The organism is Paraburkholderia sp. GW821-FHT02A12, from assembly GCF_059422005.1.
In genome coordinates, this window is record NZ_JBWKWA010000001.1 from 3,427,456 (window position 1) to 3,447,795 (window position 20,340).

The 20,340-nt window shown below is 63.3% G+C and carries 20 protein-coding genes and 3 tRNA genes; 7 read left to right on the plus strand and 16 right to left on the minus strand.

All coding sequences use genetic code 11. The features are described 5' to 3' along the window. Nucleotides 1-54 precede the first annotated feature (54 nt). Entirely contained in the window at nucleotides 55-804 is a 750-nt protein-coding gene (gene otsB, locus AC07WT_RS15555) for a trehalose-phosphatase (RefSeq protein WP_492590930.1), read from the minus strand. Nucleotides 805-1,304: 500 nt separating this feature from the next. Here otsB and AC07WT_RS15560 point away from each other — a divergent pair, with 500 nt between their 5' ends. Genes AC07WT_RS15560 through AC07WT_RS15570 form a run of 3 tightly spaced genes read left to right on the plus strand, consistent with a single transcriptional unit; the run spans nucleotide 1,305 to nucleotide 3,251 of the window. Then, nucleotides 1,305-1,874 carry an SCO family protein gene (locus AC07WT_RS15560; protein ID WP_492591016.1) on the plus strand — a complete coding sequence of 190 codons (570 nt, stop codon included), beginning with the start codon at nucleotides 1,305-1,307 and terminating at the stop codon, nucleotides 1,872-1,874. Nucleotides 1,875-1,892: 18 nt separating this feature from the next. Next, nucleotides 1,893-2,354, plus strand: a complete 462-nt coding sequence (locus tag AC07WT_RS15565) for a copper chaperone PCu(A)C (RefSeq protein ID WP_492590931.1) — start codon at nucleotides 1,893-1,895, stop codon at nucleotides 2,352-2,354. Nucleotides 2,355-2,369: 15 nt separating this feature from the next. Then, nucleotides 2,370-3,251: a cytochrome c oxidase assembly protein gene (locus AC07WT_RS15570; RefSeq protein ID WP_492590932.1), complete on the plus strand. Its 882-nt coding sequence runs from the start codon at nucleotides 2,370-2,372 to the stop codon at nucleotides 3,249-3,251. A gap of 60 nt (nucleotides 3,252-3,311) precedes the next feature. Here AC07WT_RS15570 and AC07WT_RS15575 read toward each other — a convergent pair whose 3' ends face one another. The 8 genes from AC07WT_RS15575 to uvrC all read right to left on the minus strand — a co-directional run bounded on the left by AC07WT_RS15575 (nucleotide 3,312) and on the right by uvrC (nucleotide 9,086). Beyond that, complete coding sequence (locus tag AC07WT_RS15575) at nucleotides 3,312-3,806, minus strand: GNAT family N-acetyltransferase (RefSeq protein WP_494947663.1); 495 nt, start codon at nucleotides 3,804-3,806, stop codon at nucleotides 3,312-3,314. A 272-nt stretch (nucleotides 3,807-4,078) separates the two neighbouring features. Continuing rightward, on the minus strand, nucleotides 4,079-4,837 hold the full coding sequence (locus AC07WT_RS15580; RefSeq protein ID WP_492590934.1) for a TraB/GumN family protein: 759 nt from the start codon (nucleotides 4,835-4,837) through the stop codon (nucleotides 4,079-4,081). A 48-nt stretch (nucleotides 4,838-4,885) separates the two neighbouring features. Beyond that, entirely contained in the window at nucleotides 4,886-5,290 is a 405-nt protein-coding gene (locus tag AC07WT_RS15585; protein WP_494947664.1) for a hypothetical protein, read from the minus strand. 226 nt (nucleotides 5,291-5,516) lie between these two features. Beyond that, a tRNA-Cys gene (locus AC07WT_RS15590) sits at nucleotides 5,517-5,590 on the minus strand. A 103-nt stretch (nucleotides 5,591-5,693) separates the two neighbouring features. Then, a tRNA-Gly gene (locus tag AC07WT_RS15595) sits at nucleotides 5,694-5,769 on the minus strand. A gap of 62 nt (nucleotides 5,770-5,831) precedes the next feature. Beyond that, nucleotides 5,832-5,907, minus strand: a tRNA-Gly gene (locus AC07WT_RS15600). A 216-nt stretch (nucleotides 5,908-6,123) separates the two neighbouring features. Continuing rightward, on the minus strand, nucleotides 6,124-6,714 hold the full coding sequence (gene pgsA / locus AC07WT_RS15605; protein WP_492590936.1) for a CDP-diacylglycerol--glycerol-3-phosphate 3-phosphatidyltransferase: 591 nt from the start codon (nucleotides 6,712-6,714) through the stop codon (nucleotides 6,124-6,126). A gap of 167 nt (nucleotides 6,715-6,881) precedes the next feature. After that, entirely contained in the window at nucleotides 6,882-9,086 is a 2,205-nt protein-coding gene (gene uvrC / locus AC07WT_RS15610) for an excinuclease ABC subunit UvrC (protein WP_494947665.1), read from the minus strand. A 259-nt stretch (nucleotides 9,087-9,345) separates the two neighbouring features. Here uvrC and earP point away from each other — a divergent pair, with 259 nt between their 5' ends. The 4 genes from earP (at nucleotide 9,346) to AC07WT_RS15630 (ending at nucleotide 13,702) form a co-directional block, all read left to right on the plus strand. Further along, a complete protein-coding gene (gene earP, locus AC07WT_RS15615; protein WP_494947666.1) occupies nucleotides 9,346-10,539 on the plus strand; it encodes an elongation factor P maturation arginine rhamnosyltransferase EarP in 1,194 nt (397 codons plus the stop codon). Between the two features lie 439 nt (nucleotides 10,540-10,978). Then, nucleotides 10,979-11,536 (plus strand): elongation factor P, encoded by a 558-nt coding sequence (efp, locus tag AC07WT_RS15620; protein WP_492590938.1) that lies wholly within the window; start codon nucleotides 10,979-10,981, stop codon nucleotides 11,534-11,536. Between the two features lie 322 nt (nucleotides 11,537-11,858). Beyond that, nucleotides 11,859-12,029: a CsbD family protein gene (locus AC07WT_RS15625; protein ID WP_494947667.1), complete on the plus strand. Its 171-nt coding sequence runs from the start codon at nucleotides 11,859-11,861 to the stop codon at nucleotides 12,027-12,029. A gap of 290 nt (nucleotides 12,030-12,319) precedes the next feature. Next, entirely contained in the window at nucleotides 12,320-13,702 is a 1,383-nt protein-coding gene (locus AC07WT_RS15630; RefSeq protein WP_494947668.1) for a sigma-54-dependent transcriptional regulator, read from the plus strand. 103 nt (nucleotides 13,703-13,805) lie between these two features. On the opposite strand, the gene nagZ is transcribed toward AC07WT_RS15630, so the two are convergent. The 7 genes from nagZ to lepB all read right to left on the minus strand — a co-directional run bounded on the left by nagZ (nucleotide 13,806) and on the right by lepB (nucleotide 20,337). Then, entirely contained in the window at nucleotides 13,806-14,834 is a 1,029-nt protein-coding gene (gene nagZ, locus AC07WT_RS15635; protein ID WP_494947669.1) for a beta-N-acetylhexosaminidase, read from the minus strand. Nucleotides 14,835-14,903: 69 nt separating this feature from the next. Then, on the minus strand, nucleotides 14,904-15,347 hold the full coding sequence (acpS, locus tag AC07WT_RS15640) for a holo-ACP synthase (protein WP_492590942.1): 444 nt from the start codon (nucleotides 15,345-15,347) through the stop codon (nucleotides 14,904-14,906). 16 nt (nucleotides 15,348-15,363) lie between these two features. After that, nucleotides 15,364-16,128, minus strand: a complete 765-nt coding sequence (gene pdxJ, locus AC07WT_RS15645) for a pyridoxine 5'-phosphate synthase (RefSeq protein WP_494947670.1) — start codon at nucleotides 16,126-16,128, stop codon at nucleotides 15,364-15,366. Continuing rightward, nucleotides 16,125-17,036 (minus strand): DNA repair protein RecO, encoded by a 912-nt coding sequence (gene recO / locus AC07WT_RS15650; protein WP_492590944.1) that lies wholly within the window; start codon nucleotides 17,034-17,036, stop codon nucleotides 16,125-16,127. Before recO ends, pdxJ begins: the two co-directional genes overlap by 4 nt. Next, nucleotides 17,023-17,922 (minus strand): GTPase Era, encoded by a 900-nt coding sequence (gene era, locus AC07WT_RS15655; protein WP_492590945.1) that lies wholly within the window; start codon nucleotides 17,920-17,922, stop codon nucleotides 17,023-17,025. Before era ends, recO begins: the two co-directional genes overlap by 14 nt. Before the next feature lie 54 nt (nucleotides 17,923-17,976). Next, on the minus strand, nucleotides 17,977-19,272 hold the full coding sequence (gene rnc / locus AC07WT_RS15660) for a ribonuclease III (protein ID WP_494947671.1): 1,296 nt from the start codon (nucleotides 19,270-19,272) through the stop codon (nucleotides 17,977-17,979). A 171-nt stretch (nucleotides 19,273-19,443) separates the two neighbouring features. Next, nucleotides 19,444-20,337, minus strand: a complete 894-nt coding sequence (gene lepB / locus AC07WT_RS15665) for a signal peptidase I (RefSeq protein WP_494947672.1) — start codon at nucleotides 20,335-20,337, stop codon at nucleotides 19,444-19,446. Between the last annotated feature and the right edge of the window lie 3 nt (nucleotides 20,338-20,340).

Sequence of the window (20,340 nt, forward strand, 5' to 3'; positions counted from 1 at the left end):
AAGCTCGATTCCCGATGCAGTGCGTTAAGTATGTTGAGCGATACGGCGCAGTCATCATGCTCCGCGCGCCGCCGCGACAATCGACTCCAGCCATTCGAGCAATGCGGAAACCGACTCGACACGCGTATGCGCCATCGTGTCGCCCGCGCCGACCTTGATCGACAGGCCGCCGCGTTCGTTGACGACGACAAAGCCTTTCTCGTCGGTCAGATCGTCGCCGGCAAACACCGGAAAGCGGCCGACGAACGGCGGCTCCTCGAGAAACGCGCGCAGCGCGCGGCCCTTGTCGACGTCCTTGGGTTTGATCTCATAGACCATCTTGCCGGGCTGCAATACATAAGAGCCGGCGTAGTCGGCGACCAGCCGCCCGGTTGCCTCGCGCGCCACCGGTTCGCGATCCGGCGCATTGCGATAGTGCAGCGCGAGCGCCGCGCCCTTGATCTCCAGCAGCATGCCGGGATTCGAATTGACGACCTGCGCGAGCACCTGCTCCATGCGCAGCAAACGTTCGTCGTGAAAGCCGATGCGCTGTGTGTCGCCGTTCGCGTCGCGCCGCTCGGCGCCGTGCAGGCCGGCGATCGGCAGATCGGGCATGCCGAGGAAAGCGTCGATACTATCGATGCCGCGCCCCGACACGATCGCGACCGCGCCGTTCGTCAGACGCCGCAACTCGGTCAGCAGCACGATGACCTTGGGTTGCACCAGCACGCCATCCGGCGTGGGCGCGAGTTCAACGAGCGTGCCGTCGAAGTCGAAGAAAAATACCGTCTCGCTCGGAGACAGAACTGCCGGAAGTGCTTGCATCGGTTAGTTTTGCCTTTCAGCCTTCTGCGGCCGGAAAAGTGTGCGCATCTTACCGCGCATCCACCCATTTTTCGAGAAAGTAAGCCAGTACACAAGCCCGGCCGAGGCGTGCGAGCCGAGGCCACAGCGAATTTCGTTCAAAAAGAGAACCATCCGGCTTCACCGAACTTTCAGCCGCCTGCGTCAAATTGCCTCGCAAACCGCGCGCCAGCGGGCGCTGCGCGACGCCTCCGGGCATTTTGCGATACAGTCGCAGCCACGCAGGCCGGTCCGGTTACGGCCATATTTGCACACTATGACGGGCCGTGCGCTTTGCGCGAAGCGTGCTTGCGCACTGACGCATCGCGTCGTGCGTGACCTGCACGCGCCACTTCGTGTACCGCTCTTCAAGAGAGTCATTGATACCCGCTTTGTTCCCGCTCATCTCATTCCGACGCCGGCAACCGAACCTTGCATCGCCACACCGCGCGTGGTCGAAGCGCCTGTTCGCGTTGACGGTCATGGTGGGCGCGCTGGCTGCGCTAAGCGGCTGCACGCATCGCGCCGAACCGTGGCTGCTGACCAACGTGACCGGCCACTTGCCGGATCTGGATTTCTCGCTGACCGGCGGCGACGGCCGCCCCGTCAGCGGTGATTCATTCAAGGGCCGCACGTCGCTCGTCTACTTCGGCTACACGCATTGTCCGGATGTTTGCCCGGAGACCATGGGCCGTTTGATGCAGGTGCTCGGCAAGCTCGGCCCGGACGCGCAAAAGGTGCACATCCTGTTCATCACCGTCGATCCGGCGCGCGACACGCCCAAGGCCTTGCGCGATTACGTCGGCGCCTTCGACTCGCAACACGCCGAAGGGCTGACCGGCACCGACTGGCAAATCGAATCGCTCGCCAAGCGTTACCGGGTCGCCTATCAGATGGAAAAGCGCGACCCCAACGGCAACTACGAAGTCACGCATAGCTCCGCCGTCTACGTGTTCGACCGCCAAGGCCATGCGCGCCTGCTGGCCACCGATCACGACACGCCCGGTGCGATCGCACAAGACCTGCGCCGTATCATTGAAGACCGCTCCTGACCTTTCCCGAGTCCACCCATGTCGATCAAGATCAAGACGTTCGCCGCATTGAGTTGCGCCCTCGCCCTTTCATTCGGTTTCGCCCCAGGCGCGCAAGCGGCCGGCGCTCAAGCGATCAGCGCCAAGGAGGCGTGGGTTCGCTGGCTGCCGAACAATCTGCCCGCCGCGGGCTACGTGACACTGGTGAACGCGAGCGACAAGCCGATCGACCTCGTCGATATTTCCAGTAACGACTATGGTGGCGCGATGCTGCATCAAACCGTGTCGAACGGCTCGACGCAAAAGATGGTGATGGTCGACAAGCTGACGGTGCCCGCGCACGGCCAGGTCGCGATTGCGCCAGGCGGCTACCACGTGATGCTCGAAGACGCGAAGCATACGGTGAAGCCGGGCGACACCGTGCATCTGACGCTGAAGTTCTCCGACGGCGAAACGCTCGACACGCCGTTCACCGTCAAATCGCCCGCACAGACCAAGTAACAACAACGACGCACGATGAACCTGCTCTACTGGCTCGATCCCTGGGAGTTCTCGCCGACCGTCGTGATCGCATTGCTGGTGCCCGCGATCCTGTTTGTGCGTGGCGCACACAAGGCGAAGGTATCGATCGCCCGGCGCATTTCCTTCTGGTTCGGGCTGGCCGCGTTGTATATCGCGCTGCATACGCGGCTCGATTACTTCTTCGAGCATGAGTTTTTCATGCATCGCGCGCAGCATCTGGTGCTGCATCATCTCGGGCCTTTCTTCATCGCGCTGTCGTATCCGGGCGCCGCATTGCGTGCGGGCATTCCATTCAGCTGGCGCCAACGCTTCGTGCGGCCCGCATTGCAAACCCGCGTGGTGCGCAAAGTGCTCGACGTGGTGATGCATCCGGTGGTTGCGGTCACATTGTTCGTTGGGCTGATTTATTTCTGGCTGATGTCGCCGATTCACTTCGTGGCGATGCTCGACTGGCGGCTCTACCGCGTGATGAACTGGAGCATGGTAATCGACGGCCTGCTGTTCTGGTGGCTCGTGCTCGATCCGCGCCCGGCTCCGCCGGCGCGGCTGTCGCCCGGCAAGCGCGTGCTGGTGGTGATCGCCGCGATTCCGCCGCAGATCATCCTCGGCGCATTCATTTTCTTTTCGCCGCGCGAGTTGTATCCGATCTATTCGATCTGCGGACGCGCCTTCACGTGGCTGAGCCCGATGCGCGATCAGCAGATCGGCGGACTGCTGCTGTGGATTCCGGGTTCGATGATGAGCGTAATCGGCGCCCTGCTGGCATTGCGTCACTGGATGCGGCTATCGGCGCGCGGACGCCTGCGTGGCGAACGCGGCGCCGGCGCGCCACGCTTGACGCAAGCCCCCTCGGTGGCCGCGAGCGCGCGACGCTGACGCTGGAACTTCCAAAGCGTTGAATGCGGCCGGCGCGCCTGCGCCTAGCTTCGTCGAAGCTTAGACCGAACGCATCCACACGTGCGGGATGCCGTCCTCTTCGTGAATGTCCGAGACCGGCGCAAAGCCGAAAGCGCCATAGAAAGCCTGCAGATGCGCCTGCGCATGCAAACGGATCGGCGTGTCGGGCCACTGCGCCCGGATGTGCGCCAGCGCGCGTTCGAGCATCGCGTTGCCGAGTCCGATGCCGCGGAACTCCGCTGTCGTCAGCACGCGGCCGATGCGGATATCGGTATCTCCCGCGTCCGGTAGCAGCACGCGGAGATAACCTGCCAGCGGCGGACGGCGCTCGCCCGGACCGAAGGCGAACAGGTGCCAGGCCTCCGTGTCGAGCCCGTCGATATCGGCATAAAGGCAGTTCTGCTCGACGACGAACACCGCGCTGCGAGCGGCCAGCATTGCATAGACTTCGGCGGTGGTAAGGTCGTCGAAGGCTTTCCAGTGCCATTCGAGTTGCGCCAGTGGCGTGGCGGCGGTGCGCTGCGGTTCGGTCATGAGAAGGCTTCAAAAAGGGGGCGCACCGGGGCGGCGGCGGCGATGCGGAATTATGCCGCGCCAGGCGGGCTTAGGCTATGCCGCGCAAATCTCGTGGGTCAGGCTACGCCGCGCCAATCTCGCGGAACTACGCGGTGCATCGCTTGCACGCGCGGCCTGGCTTCGGTGGCGCTCAACCACGACGGCCGGAACGCGCCCGGTTCTCGCACGTCGCGTGTATTCCGTGTGCTTTTCGCCAGGTTCGGCTCGTGCGCCCGCCCGTAGCAAACCCACTATGCGCCCAGGAAAACCGGCTCGACGGGGCGCGCGAGACACTCGATCAGATTTCCAGGACCGCACAAATGCAGCGCGCCGACGACCACCAGCGTCCGCTCCGGCCGCCCGAGCATTGCCGTCACACGCTCCGCCCACGCGCGATTGCGCGCATCGAGAATCGCGTGGCGAATGCCGGGCAGGTTGAACATCGGCGACTCGATAGCGATCTCGTGCACGGCTTGCAGATCGCCATGCAGCCAGGCCGCGTGCATGCGTTCGAGCGTGCGCTGCGGTTCCTTCAGATCGGAGATCAGCAAGCCGAGCGCGGCGGAGACGGCTTCCAGCGGAATCGACTCGAGCGACGCCGCCACTTCCTCCGCAGTTTCGAGATACCGATACGGTTTGCCTTGCGCGATCGCCGAACGCAGCATGCGCGGCTCGACGCCTTCGACGACCTGCTGAAACAGCGTCGGCGCGACAATCAGCGCGGCCCACGGCCGCAAATCGGTGAGCGGCGCCAACGGGCCGTCGACGGGCCATACGGCCTGGAGCTGATTCCAGGCGTCGGCGGAGAGCAAAGGACGCAGTTGATCCGCACTGCTTCGCGAATGCGCTTTCAGAAACGGCAGGATGGTCGGCGGATCGGATTCGAAGACCAGCTCCTCGGCCAGGTCATAGGCCTCGGCAATCCATGGCGGCGTCCGGCGGTTCGTTGCAGGGAATAGATGCATCGAGCCAAGCAGGCGTACGTTGGTGCCGGTGAGTTGTAGATACATGCGGTCTCGGTATTGGCGGGCAAGCAGGCGATTGGACAGTTGAACAATTCAATCGGCAATGCGCGGCGCGACGCGTCGGCGAACGGCGCCACGCCACGCTGTACGCACCGTGAGTGCAACGAACAGCAGAAACACGATCTGCGAAAGGTACAGGTCCATCCGGATCGGGTGATGTAGCGCGAACCACGAATTGTGCGCCACATCCGTCACGATAACGGCTACGCAGAGAATCAGTCCGGTTCGCGGGCTCAGCAGCAGGAGCAGCGCCGTCAATGGATCGATGAAGAGCAGCGAGGTCCAATAGATTCGCGTGCCGAGCGCCGCGCCGCCGTAGTCCCACCAGAGGCCGTGGGCCAAGGCCACTTGCAGGTGCGTCCAGGTGGCGCCCACGAGGCATAAAGCGTAGATCACGCGCGGGCGGAAAGAGCGGCGTTCGATATTTTGGATGCGCATGTGGGTGTCGGAGTGCCGGGCTTGGGCACCTTCGCACTATAGCGGCGGGAGCAGCAAAGCGTGCGGACTCGTGCAAGGCAACGCCGTGACCGGCGACCTTGAACGGGAAGCGCGATGAAGGCGAGACGCGCGATGAGCGATGAGCGATGAGCGATGAGCGATGAGCGATGAGGCATAGAAAAAAGAAAAGCCCCGACGTGTCGGGGCTTTTCTCTTCATCAACTACTGGAGGCGCGAGCCGGAGTCGAACCGGCCTAAACGGCTTTGCAGGCCGCTGCATAACCGCTTTGCTATCGCGCCGCAAGCGGACTGGAACCTGGCTGCAGATTCACAGATTTGTCTGATGGCCGATCAGCACGACAGACCACCAAACAAAAAGGGAAGCGTTGCTTCCCCTAATGTGTGGAGCGGGAGACGAGGCTCGAACTCGCGACCTCAACCTTGGCAAGGTTGCGCTCTACCAACTGAGCTACTCCCGCATGGCACTGCTTCACAACGCCCTGCATTTTTACTTCGCCAAACAACGCGTTGCTTCGAAAACTGGAGCGGGAGACGAGGCTCGAACTCGCGACCTCAACCTTGGCAAGGTTGCGCTCTACCAACTGAGCTACTCCCGCATATTGCTGCTAACTACTGCCTTATTTACTGCTACTTCACTCTTACTGCCACCGACGTTTAGAACTGCGTGCATCGGAGAAACGAGATTATGGAGAAACGGCTGAAACGTGTCAACCCCTTTTGCGAATGTCTTTAACTGAACAGATTTCACTCACGATTTCGTCACGCCGCAGCCGAGCTTCGAGTCCCCAAAATTCAGACGCACTCAGGCCCCCTCAGGCAACGCCGCCCCGCTCGCGGATCTGCGGCCACGCGAGCTTCATGTAATAAAGCATCGACCAGATCGTCAGGAAGGCGGCCAGATAGATCAGCCACAATCCCCATACGCGCGTGTCGACAGAGACGCCGCCGAACGACAGCGGACCGTAGAACAGCAGCATCGGAATCGCGACCATCTGACACGCGGTCTTGAACTTGCCGAGCGAATTCACCGCGACGCTCTTCGACGCGCCGATCTGCGCCATCCATTCGCGCAGCGCCGAAATCGCGATTTCACGTCCGACGATCACCAGCGCGATCGCCGAATCGATCCGCGCGAGTTGCACCAGCACCAGCAGCGCGGCCGTCACCATCAGCTTGTCGGCGACCGGGTCGAGAAAAGCGCCGAACGCCGAGGTCTGATTCCATTTGCGTGCCAGATAGCCGTCGAACCAGTCGGTGAGCGCCGCCAGAACGAAGATCGTCGCGGCAGCCAGGTTGCGGTGCGCGAGGCTCATCATCATGTCGGGCAGATAAAACACCCCGACGACGAGCGGAATCAGGACAATTCGCAGCCAAGTCAGGAAAATCGGAAAGTTAAACGGCATGGGCAGGCGCAGCGTCTGACAAGGGAGATGCAATTGTGCCGTGTCACAAGGCCTGCCACAAGCAAAGCGGCACGCGGGGCTTGGCCCGCGCGCCGTTCGTCGCCCTTCGTAGCCCCGTCGCGGCTCTGCCTGGCGGCCGCTCACCGGGCAGCCCCATCGCATCAGGGTCAGTGCAATTGCCGATAGATCTGCTCGGCGAGCGCCTGCGAAATCCCCTCGACGCTCGCGAGATCTTCGACGCTTGCCGCGACTACGCCACGCAGCCCGCCAAAGCGCGCCAGCAGCCGCTGACGCCGCTTCGCACCCACGCCTTCGAGTTCCTCGAGCCGCGAGGTCTGCCGCGTCTTGCCGCGCTTCGCGCGCATCCCGGTGATGGCGAAGCGATGCGCTTCATCGCGGATCTGCGCGACCAGCATCAGCGCCGCGCTTTCCTTGCCGAGTTCGAGCGGCGCGCGGCCGTCGGCGAAAATCAGCGTCTCGAGACCGACCTTGCGACCTTCGCCCTTTGCGACGCCGACCAGCATGCCCGTATCGAGACCCAGTTCCGTGAACACCTGGCGCGCGATCTCGACCTGGCCCTTGCCGCCGTCGATCAACACAATGGTCGGCAAAATGCCGCCCGCGGCTGCCGGCTCCGCCGCATCGGGCGTGAATGACGGATCGGCCGTCGCGTCCGTTTGCAACTCAGCGGCTTCGGCGGCGGCCTCATCGGCAGCATGCGCGGCGGCTTGCGCGACCATCTTCTCGTAGCGGCGCGTGAGCACCTGACGCATCGCCGCGTAGTCGTCGCCAGGCGTGATGCCGGTGATGTTGTAGCGCCGGTACTCGGACGCCTGCATCTTGTGATGGTGATACACCACGCACGACGCCTGCGTCGCCTCGCCCATCGTATGACTGATGTCGAAGCATTCGATACGCAGATGCGCGAGATCGTCGCACTCCATGCCGAGCGTGTCGGTGAGCGCGCGTGTGCGCGCCTGCTGCGAGCCTTGTTCGGACAGCAGGCGGGCGAGCGCGAGCCGGGCGTTCTGCTCGGCCATCGCGAGCCATGCACGCCGCTGACCTTGCGGCTGACGCAGCACGGTCACCTTGTGGCCGGCCTGCTCGATCAGCACGTCGACCAGCTCGCGCGTGGCCGGCGCGTGGCTGACCACCAGCACCGGCGGCACGCGATTGCCCAGGTAGTGCTGCGCGATGAACGCTTCGAGAACTTCGGACTCGATGCCGCCGGCGGCGCGGCCTTTGCGCGGCTTCGAGGGAGCGCCCGCATCCGCCTCGCCTTCGGCTTCCACGTCCACGGCGGCGTCTTCGGCGTCTTCGTCCTGCGGCAGCTCTTGCGCGATAGCGAGGGCGTCGGCGGCATCGAACGATTCGGCCGCGCTGTTTGCAACAGCGGATGGCGCATCGTTTAACGTCGAACCCGGCTCGGCCAGTGCATCGGACAGCCCCTCGCCGCCCGTTTCCAGGCCGCCCTCCTCTGCCGTCAGCGCGCTTTCCACATGCGCCGGGAAGTACGCCTTGTCGCCCAGATGCCGTCCGCCGCGCACCATCGCGAGATTCACGCACACGCGTCCGCCGAGTGCGACCACCGCGAGAATATCGACGTCGCTGTCGCTGCCGACTTCGATCGCCTGCTGATGCAGCACCGTCGACAGCGAACTCATCTGGTTACGCACCGCCGCCGCCTGCTCGAACTTCAGCTCGCTCGCGAATGCGTGCATTTTCTGCTCGAGTTCCTTCATCACCTCGCCCTGCCGGCCGAGCAGAAAGCGCGATGCGTTGGCGACATCGCGTGCGTAATCCTCTTCGCCGATGGCTCCAACGCACGGCGCCGTACAACGGCCGATCTGATGCAGCAGACAGGGCCGCGTGCGGTTGCTGAACACGGAGTCTTCGCACGTGCGCAACTGGAATACGCGCTGCAGGATCTGGATGCTCTCGCGAACGGCCCATGCGCTCGGGAACGGTCCGAAGTACTGATTCTTGCGATCCACCGAGCCGCGGTAATACGCCATGCGGGGAAACTTGTGGCCGGTCAGCTTCAGGTACGGATACGATTTGTCGTCGCGAAACAGGATGTTGTAGCGCGGCGCGAGCGCCTTGATCAGATTGTTTTCGAGCAGCAGCGCTTCGGCCTCGGAGCGTGTCACGGTGGTTTCGATGCGCGCAATGCGCGTCACCATCATCGCGATACGCGGCGACAGCAGGGTCTTCGTGAAGTAGCTCGAGACGCGCTTCTTGAGGTCGCGCGCCTTGCCCACGTAGAGCACCGCGCCGTGCGTATCGTAATAGCGATAGACGCCGGGCAGATGCGGCAATTGGGTGAGCACTTTTTTCGGCTCGAAAGCGTCGGTTACTTCGGGTTCGGTCATGCAGGATCGGTTGGGCGGAACAGTGTCGCGAAGCCTCGGCTCGAGTGCTGCGCGCTCGCGCGCTCACTTGAGTGCTCGCTTGCGCGCGGAACCGCGGACGAGTGCTTTAGAATCGCCAGTTTAGAACATTCCGCATGGGTTCGAGCCCGCTGCATCGAATGGCGCATCGCAGCGGCATGGGCCGGCGGCTGAACCCAACTGCACGGCTCAAAGGCCCGACCCAACCACGCGCCCGCTCGAACCCGCGACCCAGGCCACCATGTCTTCCGCTACGCCCCTTCCCGAACAACCGGCCACCACGCCCACGGCGATCGCCTGCGATATCTTTTGCGCGGTGATCGACAATTTCGGCGACATCGGCGTGTGCTGGCGCCTCGCTCGCCAGTTGGCGAGCGAGCACGGCTGGCAAGTGCGCGTGTTCGTCGATGACCTGCATGCGTTTCAGAAGCTCTGCCCGTCGCTCGCGCCCGATCTCGCGCGCCAGGCGATCGGCGGCATCATTGTCGAACACTGGCACGAGCCGGCGCACGCGGGCGAGACGCTCGAAGTGGCCGACGTGGTGATCGAGGCGTTCGCGTGCGAGCTGCCGCCGATCTACGTCGCCGCGATGGCGCGGCGCGAGCGCGCGCCGGTTTGGCTGAACCTCGAATATCTGAGCGCCGAAGACTGGGTCGCGGATTTCCATCTGCGGCCGTCGCCCCATCCGCGCTATGCGTTGACAAAGACGTTCTTTTTCCCAGGGTTGGGCACCGGCACCGGCGGCGTGCTGAAGGAACGGCATCTGGACGCCGCGCGGGCGGCCTTCGAAGCCTCGCAGCCAGCCCGCGAAGCCTGGTGGCTGAAAACCGCCGGCCGCCCGCCGCCGCCCGCCGCGGCCACCGTCGTCTCGCTGTTCGCCTACGAGAACCCCGCCGTCGACAGCCTGCTCGAACAGTGGCGCGATAGCGCCGAACCGGTCGTGCTGCTCGTGCCGGAAGGCCGGATCTCGGGCGCGGTCGCACGCTTTTTCGGGCTACCGTCGTTTGCCGCCGGTGCGCACGCCGAGCGCGGCAGCCTCAGCGCCCACGCGCTCGCCTTTACCGGGCAACCCGGCTACGACGCGCTGCTGTGGGCCAGCGACGTCAATTTCGTGCGCGGCGAGGATTCGTTCGTGCGGGCGCAATGGGCCGCGAAGCCCTTCGTCTGGCACATCTACCCGCAAGCCGACGACGCCCATCTGCCGAAGCTCGACGCCGCACTCGCCCACTACGCCCGCACCTTGCCCGCCGACGCGCGCGACGCGCTCGCGCGCTTCTGGCACGCATGGAACGGCGCCGGTCAGCCGGACTGGGCAGATTTCCTGCGTCACCGAGCCGCCCTGAAGCAACGCGCGGCCGAATGGGCGCGCGAATTGGCGCAGGTGGGCGACCTCGCCGGAAATCTGGCCTTGTTCGCAAAAAGTCAGTTAAAATAAGCGGTTATCCAACGGCCGACGACGCAAGCGCGGCCCGATCGTAACAGCGAACCCCGCATCCACTGGCATATCATCTGCTCTAAACGGCAGTTGAGCGGCAGTGAGTGGCACAGATAAGGCTGCAAGCAAGGTAGCCGAATCAGCCGCCGATGCGCCGGCAGAAATGTCAAAAAAGGGACGCATGATGCGAATCGGCGCCACTCGTGTAACGCCCGCACAGGGTAAAAGCAGGTAACGGATTGCAGGGAATGCAGGAATCGCAGGTATTGCCCTGCGATCCGCCGCGGGCAGCCGCGGCAAGCCGGCCACGCTTCACGCACTACCCCGGCCCAGCCGCTCCCAGGCGGTGCGGCGCCGGAGTGCGAGAAGCGCCGAAGCCGCTTGCGCCGTATGCCGTTGAGCAAAAGTTGAAGCTACTTATTTCGTACAGGACAGTTTTATGAAGACCGCACAGGAACTCCGCACCGGCAACGTAGTGATGATCGGCGCAGACGCGATGGTCGTGCAAAAGGCCGAATACAACAAATCGGGCCGCAACTCCGCCGTCGTCAAGATGAAATTCAAGAACCTGCTGACCGGCGCAGGCATGGAAAGCGTGTACAAGGCGGACGACAAGTTCGACGTCGTCGTGCTGGAGCGCAAGGAAGTGACGTACTCGTACTTCGCTGACCCGATGTACGTGTTCATGGACGCCGACTATAACCAGTTCGAAGTCGAAAACGAAATGATGGGCGACGCCCTTCACTACCTCGAAGACGGCATGGCTTGCGAAGTCGTGTTCTACAACGACAAGGCCATCTCGGTCGAACTGCCCACCACGCTGGTCCGCGAAATCATCTACACGGAACCGGCTGTCAAGGGCGATACGTCGTCGGGCAAGGTGTTGAAGAACGCCAAGCTGACCACCGGTTTCGAACTGCAAGTGCCGCTCTTCTGCAGCATCGGCGACAAGATCGAAATCGACACGCGTACGCACGAGTACCGCAGCCGCGCCTAAGCGCCCGCAGACTGAATCCTGCGCCGTAGCAACGCCGGCGCCGCGAAAAAAATGCGACAAAAAAAAGCGCCCACTTTGGGCGCTTTTTCTTTTTTGCGCTGCCGTGTATGGTTGAGGAAAACTTTACCGGCAACCTTCTCGAAAATGCCTGCCCGACACCCTCGCGTTTCCGCTCTGCATCCCTCAAACCATTGATAAGCTTAAGTAAATGGTTGTGGCACAGTCCGTGCTCACCCTCAGTCATAGGCCTGCACGGCTTTATTTTCCTCAACTGCGGAGATGCGGCATGAATAACGACATCGCTGAAGGCAAGTGAAAACCAATGCTCGGCAAGGCAAAGACTGCATGGGGCGAGCTGACGGACGACCAATTGTCCAAAGCGAAAGGCCGCGCCGACAAACTCGCCGCGTTGATCCAGGAGCGTTACCGCAGAACCCGCGAGCAGGCGGAACTTGAGGTACGGCGCTTCTTCGACAGAAACCGGGATATCTGACCGGTCGAATGAAGGAAATACAGGCGCCCTGCCATGCGTTATAGAAATCCGGGCACCTGACCGAATTGCAAAGGACCAGAACTACATGAGTCGAATCGCCGTCGCACGCATCACGCCGCGCCCATCTCCATTACCCGGCGGCTACCGCGCCGCCCTGGCGGACGCTGCTCGCGCGGCGCTCGACCGGCCATTCGACCGCTCATACCGGCCAGCCATCGCGCCCGTGCCGCACGCCGGAGTCCCGGCGGTGCGACGCGGGTATTCCATCCATCTAAAAAATTGCGCTCGCTATGCCACACGCCCTGATTGTTGAAGACGATCCCAATAGCCTGTCGGGCCTGTCCGCCATCCTCGCTGCCGACGGCTTCTCCGTCGACACCGCGACGACGATCGCCGAGGCCCGGGCCGCGCTGACACGCTTCATTCCCGACGTCGTGCTGGTCGACCTGAATCTGCCGGACGGCAGCGGGCTCGATCTGCTGCAGCATCTGCCCGCGCATCCGCCCGGCGGCGCCTTGCCTGTGATCGTGATGACCGGCAATGCGACGGTCGAGAGCGCGATCGAAGGCTTGCGGCACGGCATCTGGGACTATCTGCTCAAGCCGGTCAACATTCCGCGCCTGCGCAGCCTGCTTGCGCGTATTCCGCGTCCGTACGAACTGACCGAGGAAGTGCAGACGCTGCGCGCGTCGCTGCGCCAGCTCGGGCGCTTCGGTGCGATGCTCGGTAGAAGCGGCGCGATTCAGCATGTCTACGACACGATCGAACATATCGCGCCGACCGAAGCCGCCGTGCTGATCGCCGGCGAAACCGGCACCGGCAAGCATGTCGCCGCGCGCACGCTGCACGACATGAGTCGGCGCCGCAAAGGTCCGTTCGTGACCTTCGATTGCCGTACCGCGGGCAGCGCCGCTGTGCACCGTCCGCTCGACAGCCTGATGTTCGGCCACGAGCACGGCGCCTTCAGCGGCGCCGAGCAGCGCGAACCCGGTCTGTTCGAGCAGGCGAGCGGCGGCACGCTGTTCATCGACGAAATCGCCGAACTGCCGCGTGTGCAACAGGAAGCGCTGCTGCGCGCGCTCGATTCGCAGACCTTCATGCGGGTCGGCGGCACGCATCAGGTGGTGACGGACTTCCGGCTGATCGCGTCGACGCGCAAGGCGCCGCGTGCGGCAGTCGCTGACGGCAGCCTGCACGAGGATCTCGCATTGCGCCTCGAAGCCGCGGCGGTGACGCTGCCGCCGCTGCGCGAACGTGCCGACGACGCTGCCTTGATCGCGCAAGCCGTCGTCGACGAGTTGAATCATGAAGCGGCCGTGCGCGGCACGGCGGAGGTCGCCAAGCAGATTGGGCCGAATTTCCTGCGCGAGTGCCTCGCCTATGAATGGCCGGGCAACGTGCGCGAATTGCAGGACCGCGTGCGGCGCGCTTATCACGCGTCGGGCGACGTGCTGGAATCGTTGCGCGCCGACGAGGCGGGTTCGGTCAACGGCCGCGATCTGAGCGGCAGCCGCGTGCAGGTGACGGTGGGCACGCCGCTCGCCGATGTCGAAGAAATGCTGATTCGCGCGACGCTCGACGCGGTCGGCGGTACTCGGCATCGTGCGGCGTCGCTGCTGGGGATCAGTCCGAAGACGCTTTACAACAAGCTGCAGCGGATGCGGTTGAACTGAGTGCTGCCGGCCTCGCGGTAGAGCTTGAATAAAAAACGGCGCCTCAAAGGCGCCGTTTTTTAGTCTGACTCGATCGCCTGACGCAATTGCGTGACCCAGCGCGTCACGCAAACACGCTACGCAACAATGCCTGTGCTTGCTGATATTGCGGATCGGCCACCAGCTTGCTCCAGGTGAGCGCCTTGCCGCGCGGCCGCATGCGCTTCAGACGCCGCTGCGATTCCTTCGACGGCGTGAAACGCAATGCATCGAGCACCCTCTCCGCTTCGTCCGGCTGATTGCAGATCAGCACCATGTCGCAACCGGCCTGCAACGCGGCGCTCGCGCCTTCGGTCAGCGTGCCGCCTTGCCGTGCCGCTTCCATCGACAGATCGTCGCTGAAAATCGCGCCTTCGAAGCGCAGCTTGTTACGCAGAATGTCCTGCAGCCAGACGCGCGAGAAGCCGGCTGGCTTCGAGTCGACTTGCGGGTAGATCACGTGCGCCGGAATCACCGATCCCAGCGACAAACCGAGCCAGTCATACGGCGCCACGTCGTCGCGCAGGATTTCGTCCAGCGTCCGGTCGTCGACCGGCATCGCGACGTGCGAGTCCGCCTGCGCGAAGCCGTGCCCCGGGAAGTGCTTGCCGCAATTGCTCATGCCCGCCAGCACGAGACCGTGATTGAGGCTCTTTGCCAGCAAGGTCACGACGCGCGGATCGCGGTGAAACGAACGATCGCCGATTACTTGCGACTGACCGTAATTCAGATCGAGCACCGGCGTAAAACTCATATCGAGACCGCACGCGCGCAATTCCGACGCAAGGATATAGCCGACCGCCGTCGTCACTTTGGTGGCGTGCAGCACATCGCTGTCCCACAGCGCGCCGAGCTTGCCCATCGCCGGCAGCACCGTGAAACCGTCGGTCCGAAAGCGCTGCACGCGGCCGCCTTCATGATCGACGGCAATCAGCAGATCGGCACGGATGGCACGGATCGAATCGGTCAGCGCGATCAGTTGCGCGCGGCTCTCGTAGTGACGCGCGAACAGGATCACGCCGCCGGTCATCGGATGGGCAAGGCGGCGCTTGTCGTCGTGGTTCAGCGTTGTGCCGACCACGTCGAGCATCACCGGTCCGGGAATGGTTTTCATTGAATTCCGCTAGAAAAAAGCTTGAGACAAGGAGAGACGCGGCCGGCGTGCGCCGCGTTCAACGTATTTTTATTCGTCGCTGGCGGGCGCATAAGGGGAGTCCAGCCCTCGCACCACCTCCCCGGTTTCCGCGATCACGAACGACACCGCGTAGTCGCGCTCATCGCTGATCGTCACGCGCGCGGTGATGCCACGCGCATCGAGCCATTCGGCGAGTTCGCCCGAGGCGACCACCATCGGCTCGCCGCTCGGCTTGTTGAGCGTTTGCAGCGCGCGCCAGGTCATCGGCCAGTGCATGCCGAGGCCAATCGCTTTCGAGAACGCTTCTTTGGCCGAGAAGCGCGTGGCGAGAAACGCGAGACCGCGCGCCGCCGACCGGGCCTGGCGCGCGTGATAGATGCGCAATTCGTCCGGGCCGAGCACCTTTTCGGCGAAGCGGCCGTTGGTGCGCGTCATCACCGCCGCCACGCGGCTGACCTGAACGATGTCCGTGCCGATACCGTAGATCGCCATGCGGGGCGCCGTGGCGTTAGGCGCACGCGCCGAGACGCGCGGCGACCATGATCGCCTTCATCTCGCGCACCGCGTTGTCCCAGCCGGCGAAGATCGCATGCGCGACGATCGCGTGGCCGATATTCAGCTCGACGATGTCTTCGATCGCGGCGATCTGCTGAACGTTGGTGTAATGCAGACCATGACCCGCATTCACCTTGATGCCAAGCGTCGCGCCGAATTCGACGGCGCGCACCACCCGCTCGTATTCGCGCTGCTGTTCGGCGGGATCGTGCGCTTCTGCGTAACGGCCCGTGTGCAGCTCGATCACCGGCGCGCCGGCTTCGTGCGCAGCGCGAATTTGCGTTTCGTCCGGATCGATGAAGAGCGACACGCGCGAATTCGCTGCCGCGAGCTGCATGCACGCGGCGCGCACGGCTTCGAACTGGCCGGCAACGTCCAGCCCGCCTTCGGTCGTCAGTTCCTGGCGCTTTTCCGGCACGAGGCAAACGTCATGCGGTCGCACTTCGCACGCGATGTCGAGCATCTCCTGCGTCACCGCGCATTCGAGATTCATCCGCGTCTTGAGCAGCGGACGCAGCGTGCGCACGTCGGCGTCGACGATATGGCGGCGATCTTCACGCAGGTGCAGCGTGATCACGTCGGCGCCGGCTTCTTCAGCCTGCAAGGCGGCGCGGATCGGATCAGGATAAGTCGTGCCGCGCGCGTTGCGCAGCGTGGCGACGTGATCGATGTTCACGCCAAGATCAATCACATTCGGCGACGTAAGAAAGAAGCTCATAAGTTCTGCAAGTCGATCAGGATCTGGCGCGTCGCGAGCGGCGTGCCGCCAAGGTAAGTGTTGAGCAGAAAGCGCATCAGCGTTTTGCTTTGCGCCACCGTCTGCGCTCGATGGTAATCGTCCTGTTCCATGTCGAGCAAGGTTTGTCCGGAGATCACGGGCCATTGCGCGGGCAGGTCGTCGGACGCTTCGCGCACGCCGCGCTCGGGATCGAACACGTAGCGGCCATCCGCTTGCACGGCTTTTCGCGTGACGGTGCGGTCGAGCGCCATCGCATAGCCGGTTTCGCGCAGCAGTACGCGCTCGAACGAGCGCAGCACCTGCACGGGCGGCTCGTCGTGCGCGAGACGCGTCATGGTCACGACGTAATGATGGAACAGTTGCGGATGCGGATCTTCGCGCGCGCAGAATTTGACCAGCAGTTCGTTGACGTAGAAGCCGCAGAGCAACGCGTCGCCCGTCAAAGGCAACATCCCGCCGACCCATTCGGCGCCGGTCAGCGTGCGCACTTCGGACTTGCCCGACCACGACAACGCGAGCGGTTGAAACGTCTGCAGCACGCCGCGCAATGCGGAGTGCGGACGCTTCGCGCCTTTCGCGACGAGCGCAAGACGGCCGTGATCGCGCGAGAGCACGTCGATGATCAGGCTGGTCTCGCGATACGGATAGCTGTGCAGGACGAAAGCGGGTTGCTCCGCGATCCGGTACTCGGACGCGGACGCGGAGGTGCGAGGTGCGCGGCGCGCCGGCGCTTTGCGCGGCTCGCCTTCGGCGCCCTGTGCGCTTTTACTGGAGGATTTTCGGGTGGTGCGGGCGGGTTTGGACGGCTCGCGCGCCGGCGCGGCCGGCTCCGGGTCGTCCGGGTCAGCGTCGGAATTCAGCGTCATCCACGCGTCATTCGTACCCATACGCACGAAGTCCGGCTTCGTTGTCGGCCCAGCCGCTCTTCACCTTGATGAAGGTTTCGAGATAGACCGGACCGTCGAACAGCTTTTCCATGTCGAGGCGCGCTTCCGTGCTGATCTGCTTCAGCTTCGCGCCCTTCTGGCCGATGATCATCGCCTTGTGCGTGTCGCGCTCGACCATGATGGTCGCGAAAATGCGGCGCAGGCGCCCTTCGGTTTCGAATTTGTCGATCAGCACGGTGCTGGTGTACGGCAGTTCGTCGCCAGTCCAGCGGAACACTTTTTCGCGCAGGATCTCGGCGGCAAGAAAGCGCTCGCTGCGATCGGTCAGGTCATCTTCGCCGTAGATCGGCGCGCCTTCCGGCAGGAACGGCTTGACGGTCGCCATCAAACGTTCGATGTCGTCCGGATTCTTCGCCGACAGCGGCACGATCTCGTTGAACTCGCGCAGCGCGCTCACCTGCTGCATGAACGGAAACAGCGAATCCTTATCCGACACGCGATCGAGCTTGTTCGCGATCAGCAGCGTGGGCACCGACGGCGGAATCAGATCGAGCACCTTCTGATCGTCCGCGCCGAAGCGGCCCGCTTCGATCACGAACAGGATCGCGTCGACCGAAGTCAGCGTGGACGTGACCGCGCGATTCAGCGACCGGTTCAGCGCGCCGCTGTGCTTGGTCTGAAAACCCGGTGTATCGACGAAAATGTACTGCGCGTCCTCGAGCGTGTGAATGCCGGTGATGCGGTGGCGCGTGGTCTGCGCCTTGCGCGACGTGATACTGACTTTCTGGCCGACCAGCGCGTTCATCAGCGTGGACTTGCCGACATTCGGGCGGCCGACGATCGCGACCATGCCGCAGCGAAAACCAGTGGGGGTGGGAGCGTTCATATTCGGGCTACGGCAAGTTCAGAACGACGCGCGGAAGCCGCGCGCCGATGGCAATCAATGGCCCGCGTCGGCGACGCGCGTTTGCACTGCGTCGGCTACACCGGGTTCGGGTTCGGTTTGCGCCGGCGCGTTGGACGTGGGCACGGCTGCGCCGGGTGTGATTTCGCGGCTGCGATGTTTGTCGACGCTGCGGACGGTGGCGCCTTCGGGCTTGGCATCGGCGGATTTGGCGTCCGCCGGCTTTGAGTCCGCCGGTTTGGCGTCCACGGGCTTTACGTCCGGCTTTACTTCCGGCTTTACGTCTGGCTTCTCGGCCGGGTTGTCCGCCGCGGCCTTGTCAGCGGACTTTTCGCTCGCGTGGATGGCCGCTTTATCCGCCTTTTCAGCCTTCTCGGTGCGCTCGGGTTTGTCCTGCCCGCTGTACTCGACGTGCGCCGCGCGAATCATCGCCAGCGGTGCGGGTGTGGCGGCCAGCGTTGGCCGGTCGGCCGCGGATTCCGATGCAGCAGCTGCGGCAGCGCGGCTCTCGCCACGCCCCGCTACCCGTTCGTTCTTGCGATCCGGGCTGCGCAAATCGAGCGCGGTCTGCACACCGGTCACGCCGGGCACGATCTCCGGCTCGATATGCTTCGCCGCACGGGCGCTCTTCGAGCGCTTGGGCTTGGCGACGACGGCGGGCGCCGCAGCCATCACTTCGTCGAGCGCTTTCTTGGCCGCGGCCTGCTCGGCCGCGCGGCGGCTTGCGCCCGAACCGGACACTTTCACATCCAGTTTCGGCACCGTGCATTCGACTTCGAATTGCTGATTGTGCGCCGCACCATGAGTCGCGACGACCGTGTAGGTAGGCAGAGCGATCTTGTGACCCTGCAAATATTCCTGCAGAAGGGTCTTGGCGTCTTTGCCGAGCGTGCGCGGGTCGATGTGATCGAGAATCGGCACATAGAGGCGCTTAATGACCGTCTGGGCGGCCTCGAAGCCACCGTCGAGGAACACTGCACCCAACACCGCCTCGAGCGTATCAGCGAGGATAGACGGCCGGCGGAAGCCGCCGCTGCGCAGTTCGCCCTCGCCAAGCCGCAGGCCTTCCGAAATATTCAGGGCCTGAGCAATTTCGTACAGCGACTGCTGTTTGACCAGATTGGCACGGACGCGTGACAAATCGCCTTCGTCCAGTTTGCCGAAACGTTGGAACAAAAGCGCAGCCACCGCGCAATTCAGAACGGAGTCGCCGAGAAACTCGAGCCGTTCGTTATGCGTGGCGCTATGACTGCGGTGCGTTAAAGCCTGGCGCAACAATTCCGCATTGCGAAATTCGTAGCGCAAACGGCTTTCCAACGGAGATAGGGGCATGGGCAGAGTATAACGCGGGCGCCTGCCCCGGCGAAAACGCGGGACGGCCAGCGGAAAAAGCGTAGTGAAGCGACGTTACCGCAGGTTCTTAAAGTAGCGTAATAACACGCTGCGACTGATGCGACCTCTCGGCCATTTGCGCAGCGTGCCGTGCAGTCAATGCATGCGTGCTCAGTTGAAAGAGCCGATACGCTTCAGATTGCTGAAGTTCATCCAGATGAAAAACGCGCGGCCGACGATATTCTTGTCCGGCGCGAAGCCCCAATAACGGCTATCGGCGCTGTTATCGCGGTTGTCGCCCATCATGAAGTAATTGCCCGGCGGCACTTTGCAGATCACGCCGCGTGCGTTGTACGTGCAGTTGTCGCGATACGGATAATCTTCCGCGCCGACGATGAACGGCGGCACAGCCGGATTGTTCAGGATCGCGTTCTTGCGGCCGTCGATATCTTCTTCGAACTGCTTCGCGTAACCGAGACGCTCTTCGTCGAGGTAATCCGGCAGCGACGTTTCCGGCACCGGTTTGCCGTTGATCGTCAGTTTCTTGTCCTGATACGCGACAGTGTCGCCCGGCAAGCCGATCACGCGCTTGATGTAGTCGACCGATTCGTCTTTCGGGTAGCGGAACACCACCACGTCGCCGCGTTCGAGCGGACGGCCTTGCGTGATCTTGGTGTTGCTGATCGGCAGACGGATGCCGTAGTCGAATTTATTGACGAGGATGAAGTCGCCCACCAGCAGCGTCGGCACCATCGAACCCGACGGAATCTTGAACGGCTCGACCACAAACGAGCGCACCACGAACACCACCAGAATCACCGGGAAGAAGCTCGCTGAATACTCGAGCCACCACGGTTGACGCAGCTTGTCGTCACGCAGACGGGCGCGCGTTTGCGCCGCGTTTTCATCGGCGAAACGCTCGCCGACACGTGCTTGCTGGCGGTCGAACTCGACGACCGCCGCTTCCGCCGCGAGCCGCCGTTGCGGCATGAAAACCAGTTTATCTGCGACCCATGCGACGCCCGTCAAAATGACGAGCACAAAAAGAATCAGCGCAAAATTCATAAG

What these genes read in the sequence shown, in the direction of transcription:
- AC07WT_RS15560 (WP_492591016.1), top strand. Translation starts at nt 1,305, where the DNA reads ATGGTGGGCGCGCTGGCTGCGCTAAGCGGCTGCACGCATCGCGCCGAA.
- efp (WP_492590938.1), top strand. Translation starts at nt 10,979, where the DNA reads ATGAAGACCGCACAGGAACTCCGCACCGGCAACGTAGTGATGATCGGC.
- AC07WT_RS15630 (WP_494947668.1), top strand. Translation starts at nt 12,320, where the DNA reads ATGCCACACGCCCTGATTGTTGAAGACGATCCCAATAGCCTGTCGGGC.
- AC07WT_RS15580 (WP_492590934.1), bottom strand. Translation starts at nt 4,837, where the DNA reads ATGTATCTACAACTCACCGGCACCAACGTACGCCTGCTTGGCTCGATG.
- acpS (WP_492590942.1), bottom strand. Translation starts at nt 15,347, where the DNA reads ATGGCGATCTACGGTATCGGCACGGACATCGTTCAGGTCAGCCGCGTG.
- AC07WT_RS15625 (WP_494947667.1), top strand. Translation starts at nt 11,859, where the DNA reads ATGCTCGGCAAGGCAAAGACTGCATGGGGCGAGCTGACGGACGACCAA.
- nagZ (WP_494947669.1), bottom strand. Translation starts at nt 14,834, where the DNA reads ATGAAAACCATTCCCGGACCGGTGATGCTCGACGTGGTCGGCACAACG.
- uvrC (WP_494947665.1), bottom strand. Translation starts at nt 9,086, where the DNA reads ATGACCGAACCCGAAGTAACCGACGCTTTCGAGCCGAAAAAAGTGCTC.
- AC07WT_RS15565 (WP_492590931.1), top strand. Translation starts at nt 1,893, where the DNA reads ATGTCGATCAAGATCAAGACGTTCGCCGCATTGAGTTGCGCCCTCGCC.
- lepB (WP_494947672.1), bottom strand. Translation starts at nt 20,337, where the DNA reads ATGAATTTTGCGCTGATTCTTTTTGTGCTCGTCATTTTGACGGGCGTC.
- pdxJ (WP_494947670.1), bottom strand. Translation starts at nt 16,128, where the DNA reads ATGAGCTTCTTTCTTACGTCGCCGAATGTGATTGATCTTGGCGTGAAC.
- earP (WP_494947666.1), top strand. Translation starts at nt 9,346, where the DNA reads ATGTCTTCCGCTACGCCCCTTCCCGAACAACCGGCCACCACGCCCACG.
- rnc (WP_494947671.1), bottom strand. Translation starts at nt 19,272, where the DNA reads ATGCCCCTATCTCCGTTGGAAAGCCGTTTGCGCTACGAATTTCGCAAT.
- AC07WT_RS15585 (WP_494947664.1), bottom strand. Translation starts at nt 5,290, where the DNA reads ATGCGCATCCAAAATATCGAACGCCGCTCTTTCCGCCCGCGCGTGATC.
- recO (WP_492590944.1), bottom strand. Translation starts at nt 17,036, where the DNA reads ATGGGTACGAATGACGCGTGGATGACGCTGAATTCCGACGCTGACCCG.
- pgsA (WP_492590936.1), bottom strand. Translation starts at nt 6,714, where the DNA reads ATGCCGTTTAACTTTCCGATTTTCCTGACTTGGCTGCGAATTGTCCTG.
- AC07WT_RS15575 (WP_494947663.1), bottom strand. Translation starts at nt 3,806, where the DNA reads ATGACCGAACCGCAGCGCACCGCCGCCACGCCACTGGCGCAACTCGAA.
- AC07WT_RS15570 (WP_492590932.1), top strand. Translation starts at nt 2,370, where the DNA reads ATGAACCTGCTCTACTGGCTCGATCCCTGGGAGTTCTCGCCGACCGTC.
- era (WP_492590945.1), bottom strand. Translation starts at nt 17,922, where the DNA reads ATGAACGCTCCCACCCCCACTGGTTTTCGCTGCGGCATGGTCGCGATC.
- otsB (WP_492590930.1), bottom strand. Translation starts at nt 804, where the DNA reads ATGCAAGCACTTCCGGCAGTTCTGTCTCCGAGCGAGACGGTATTTTTC.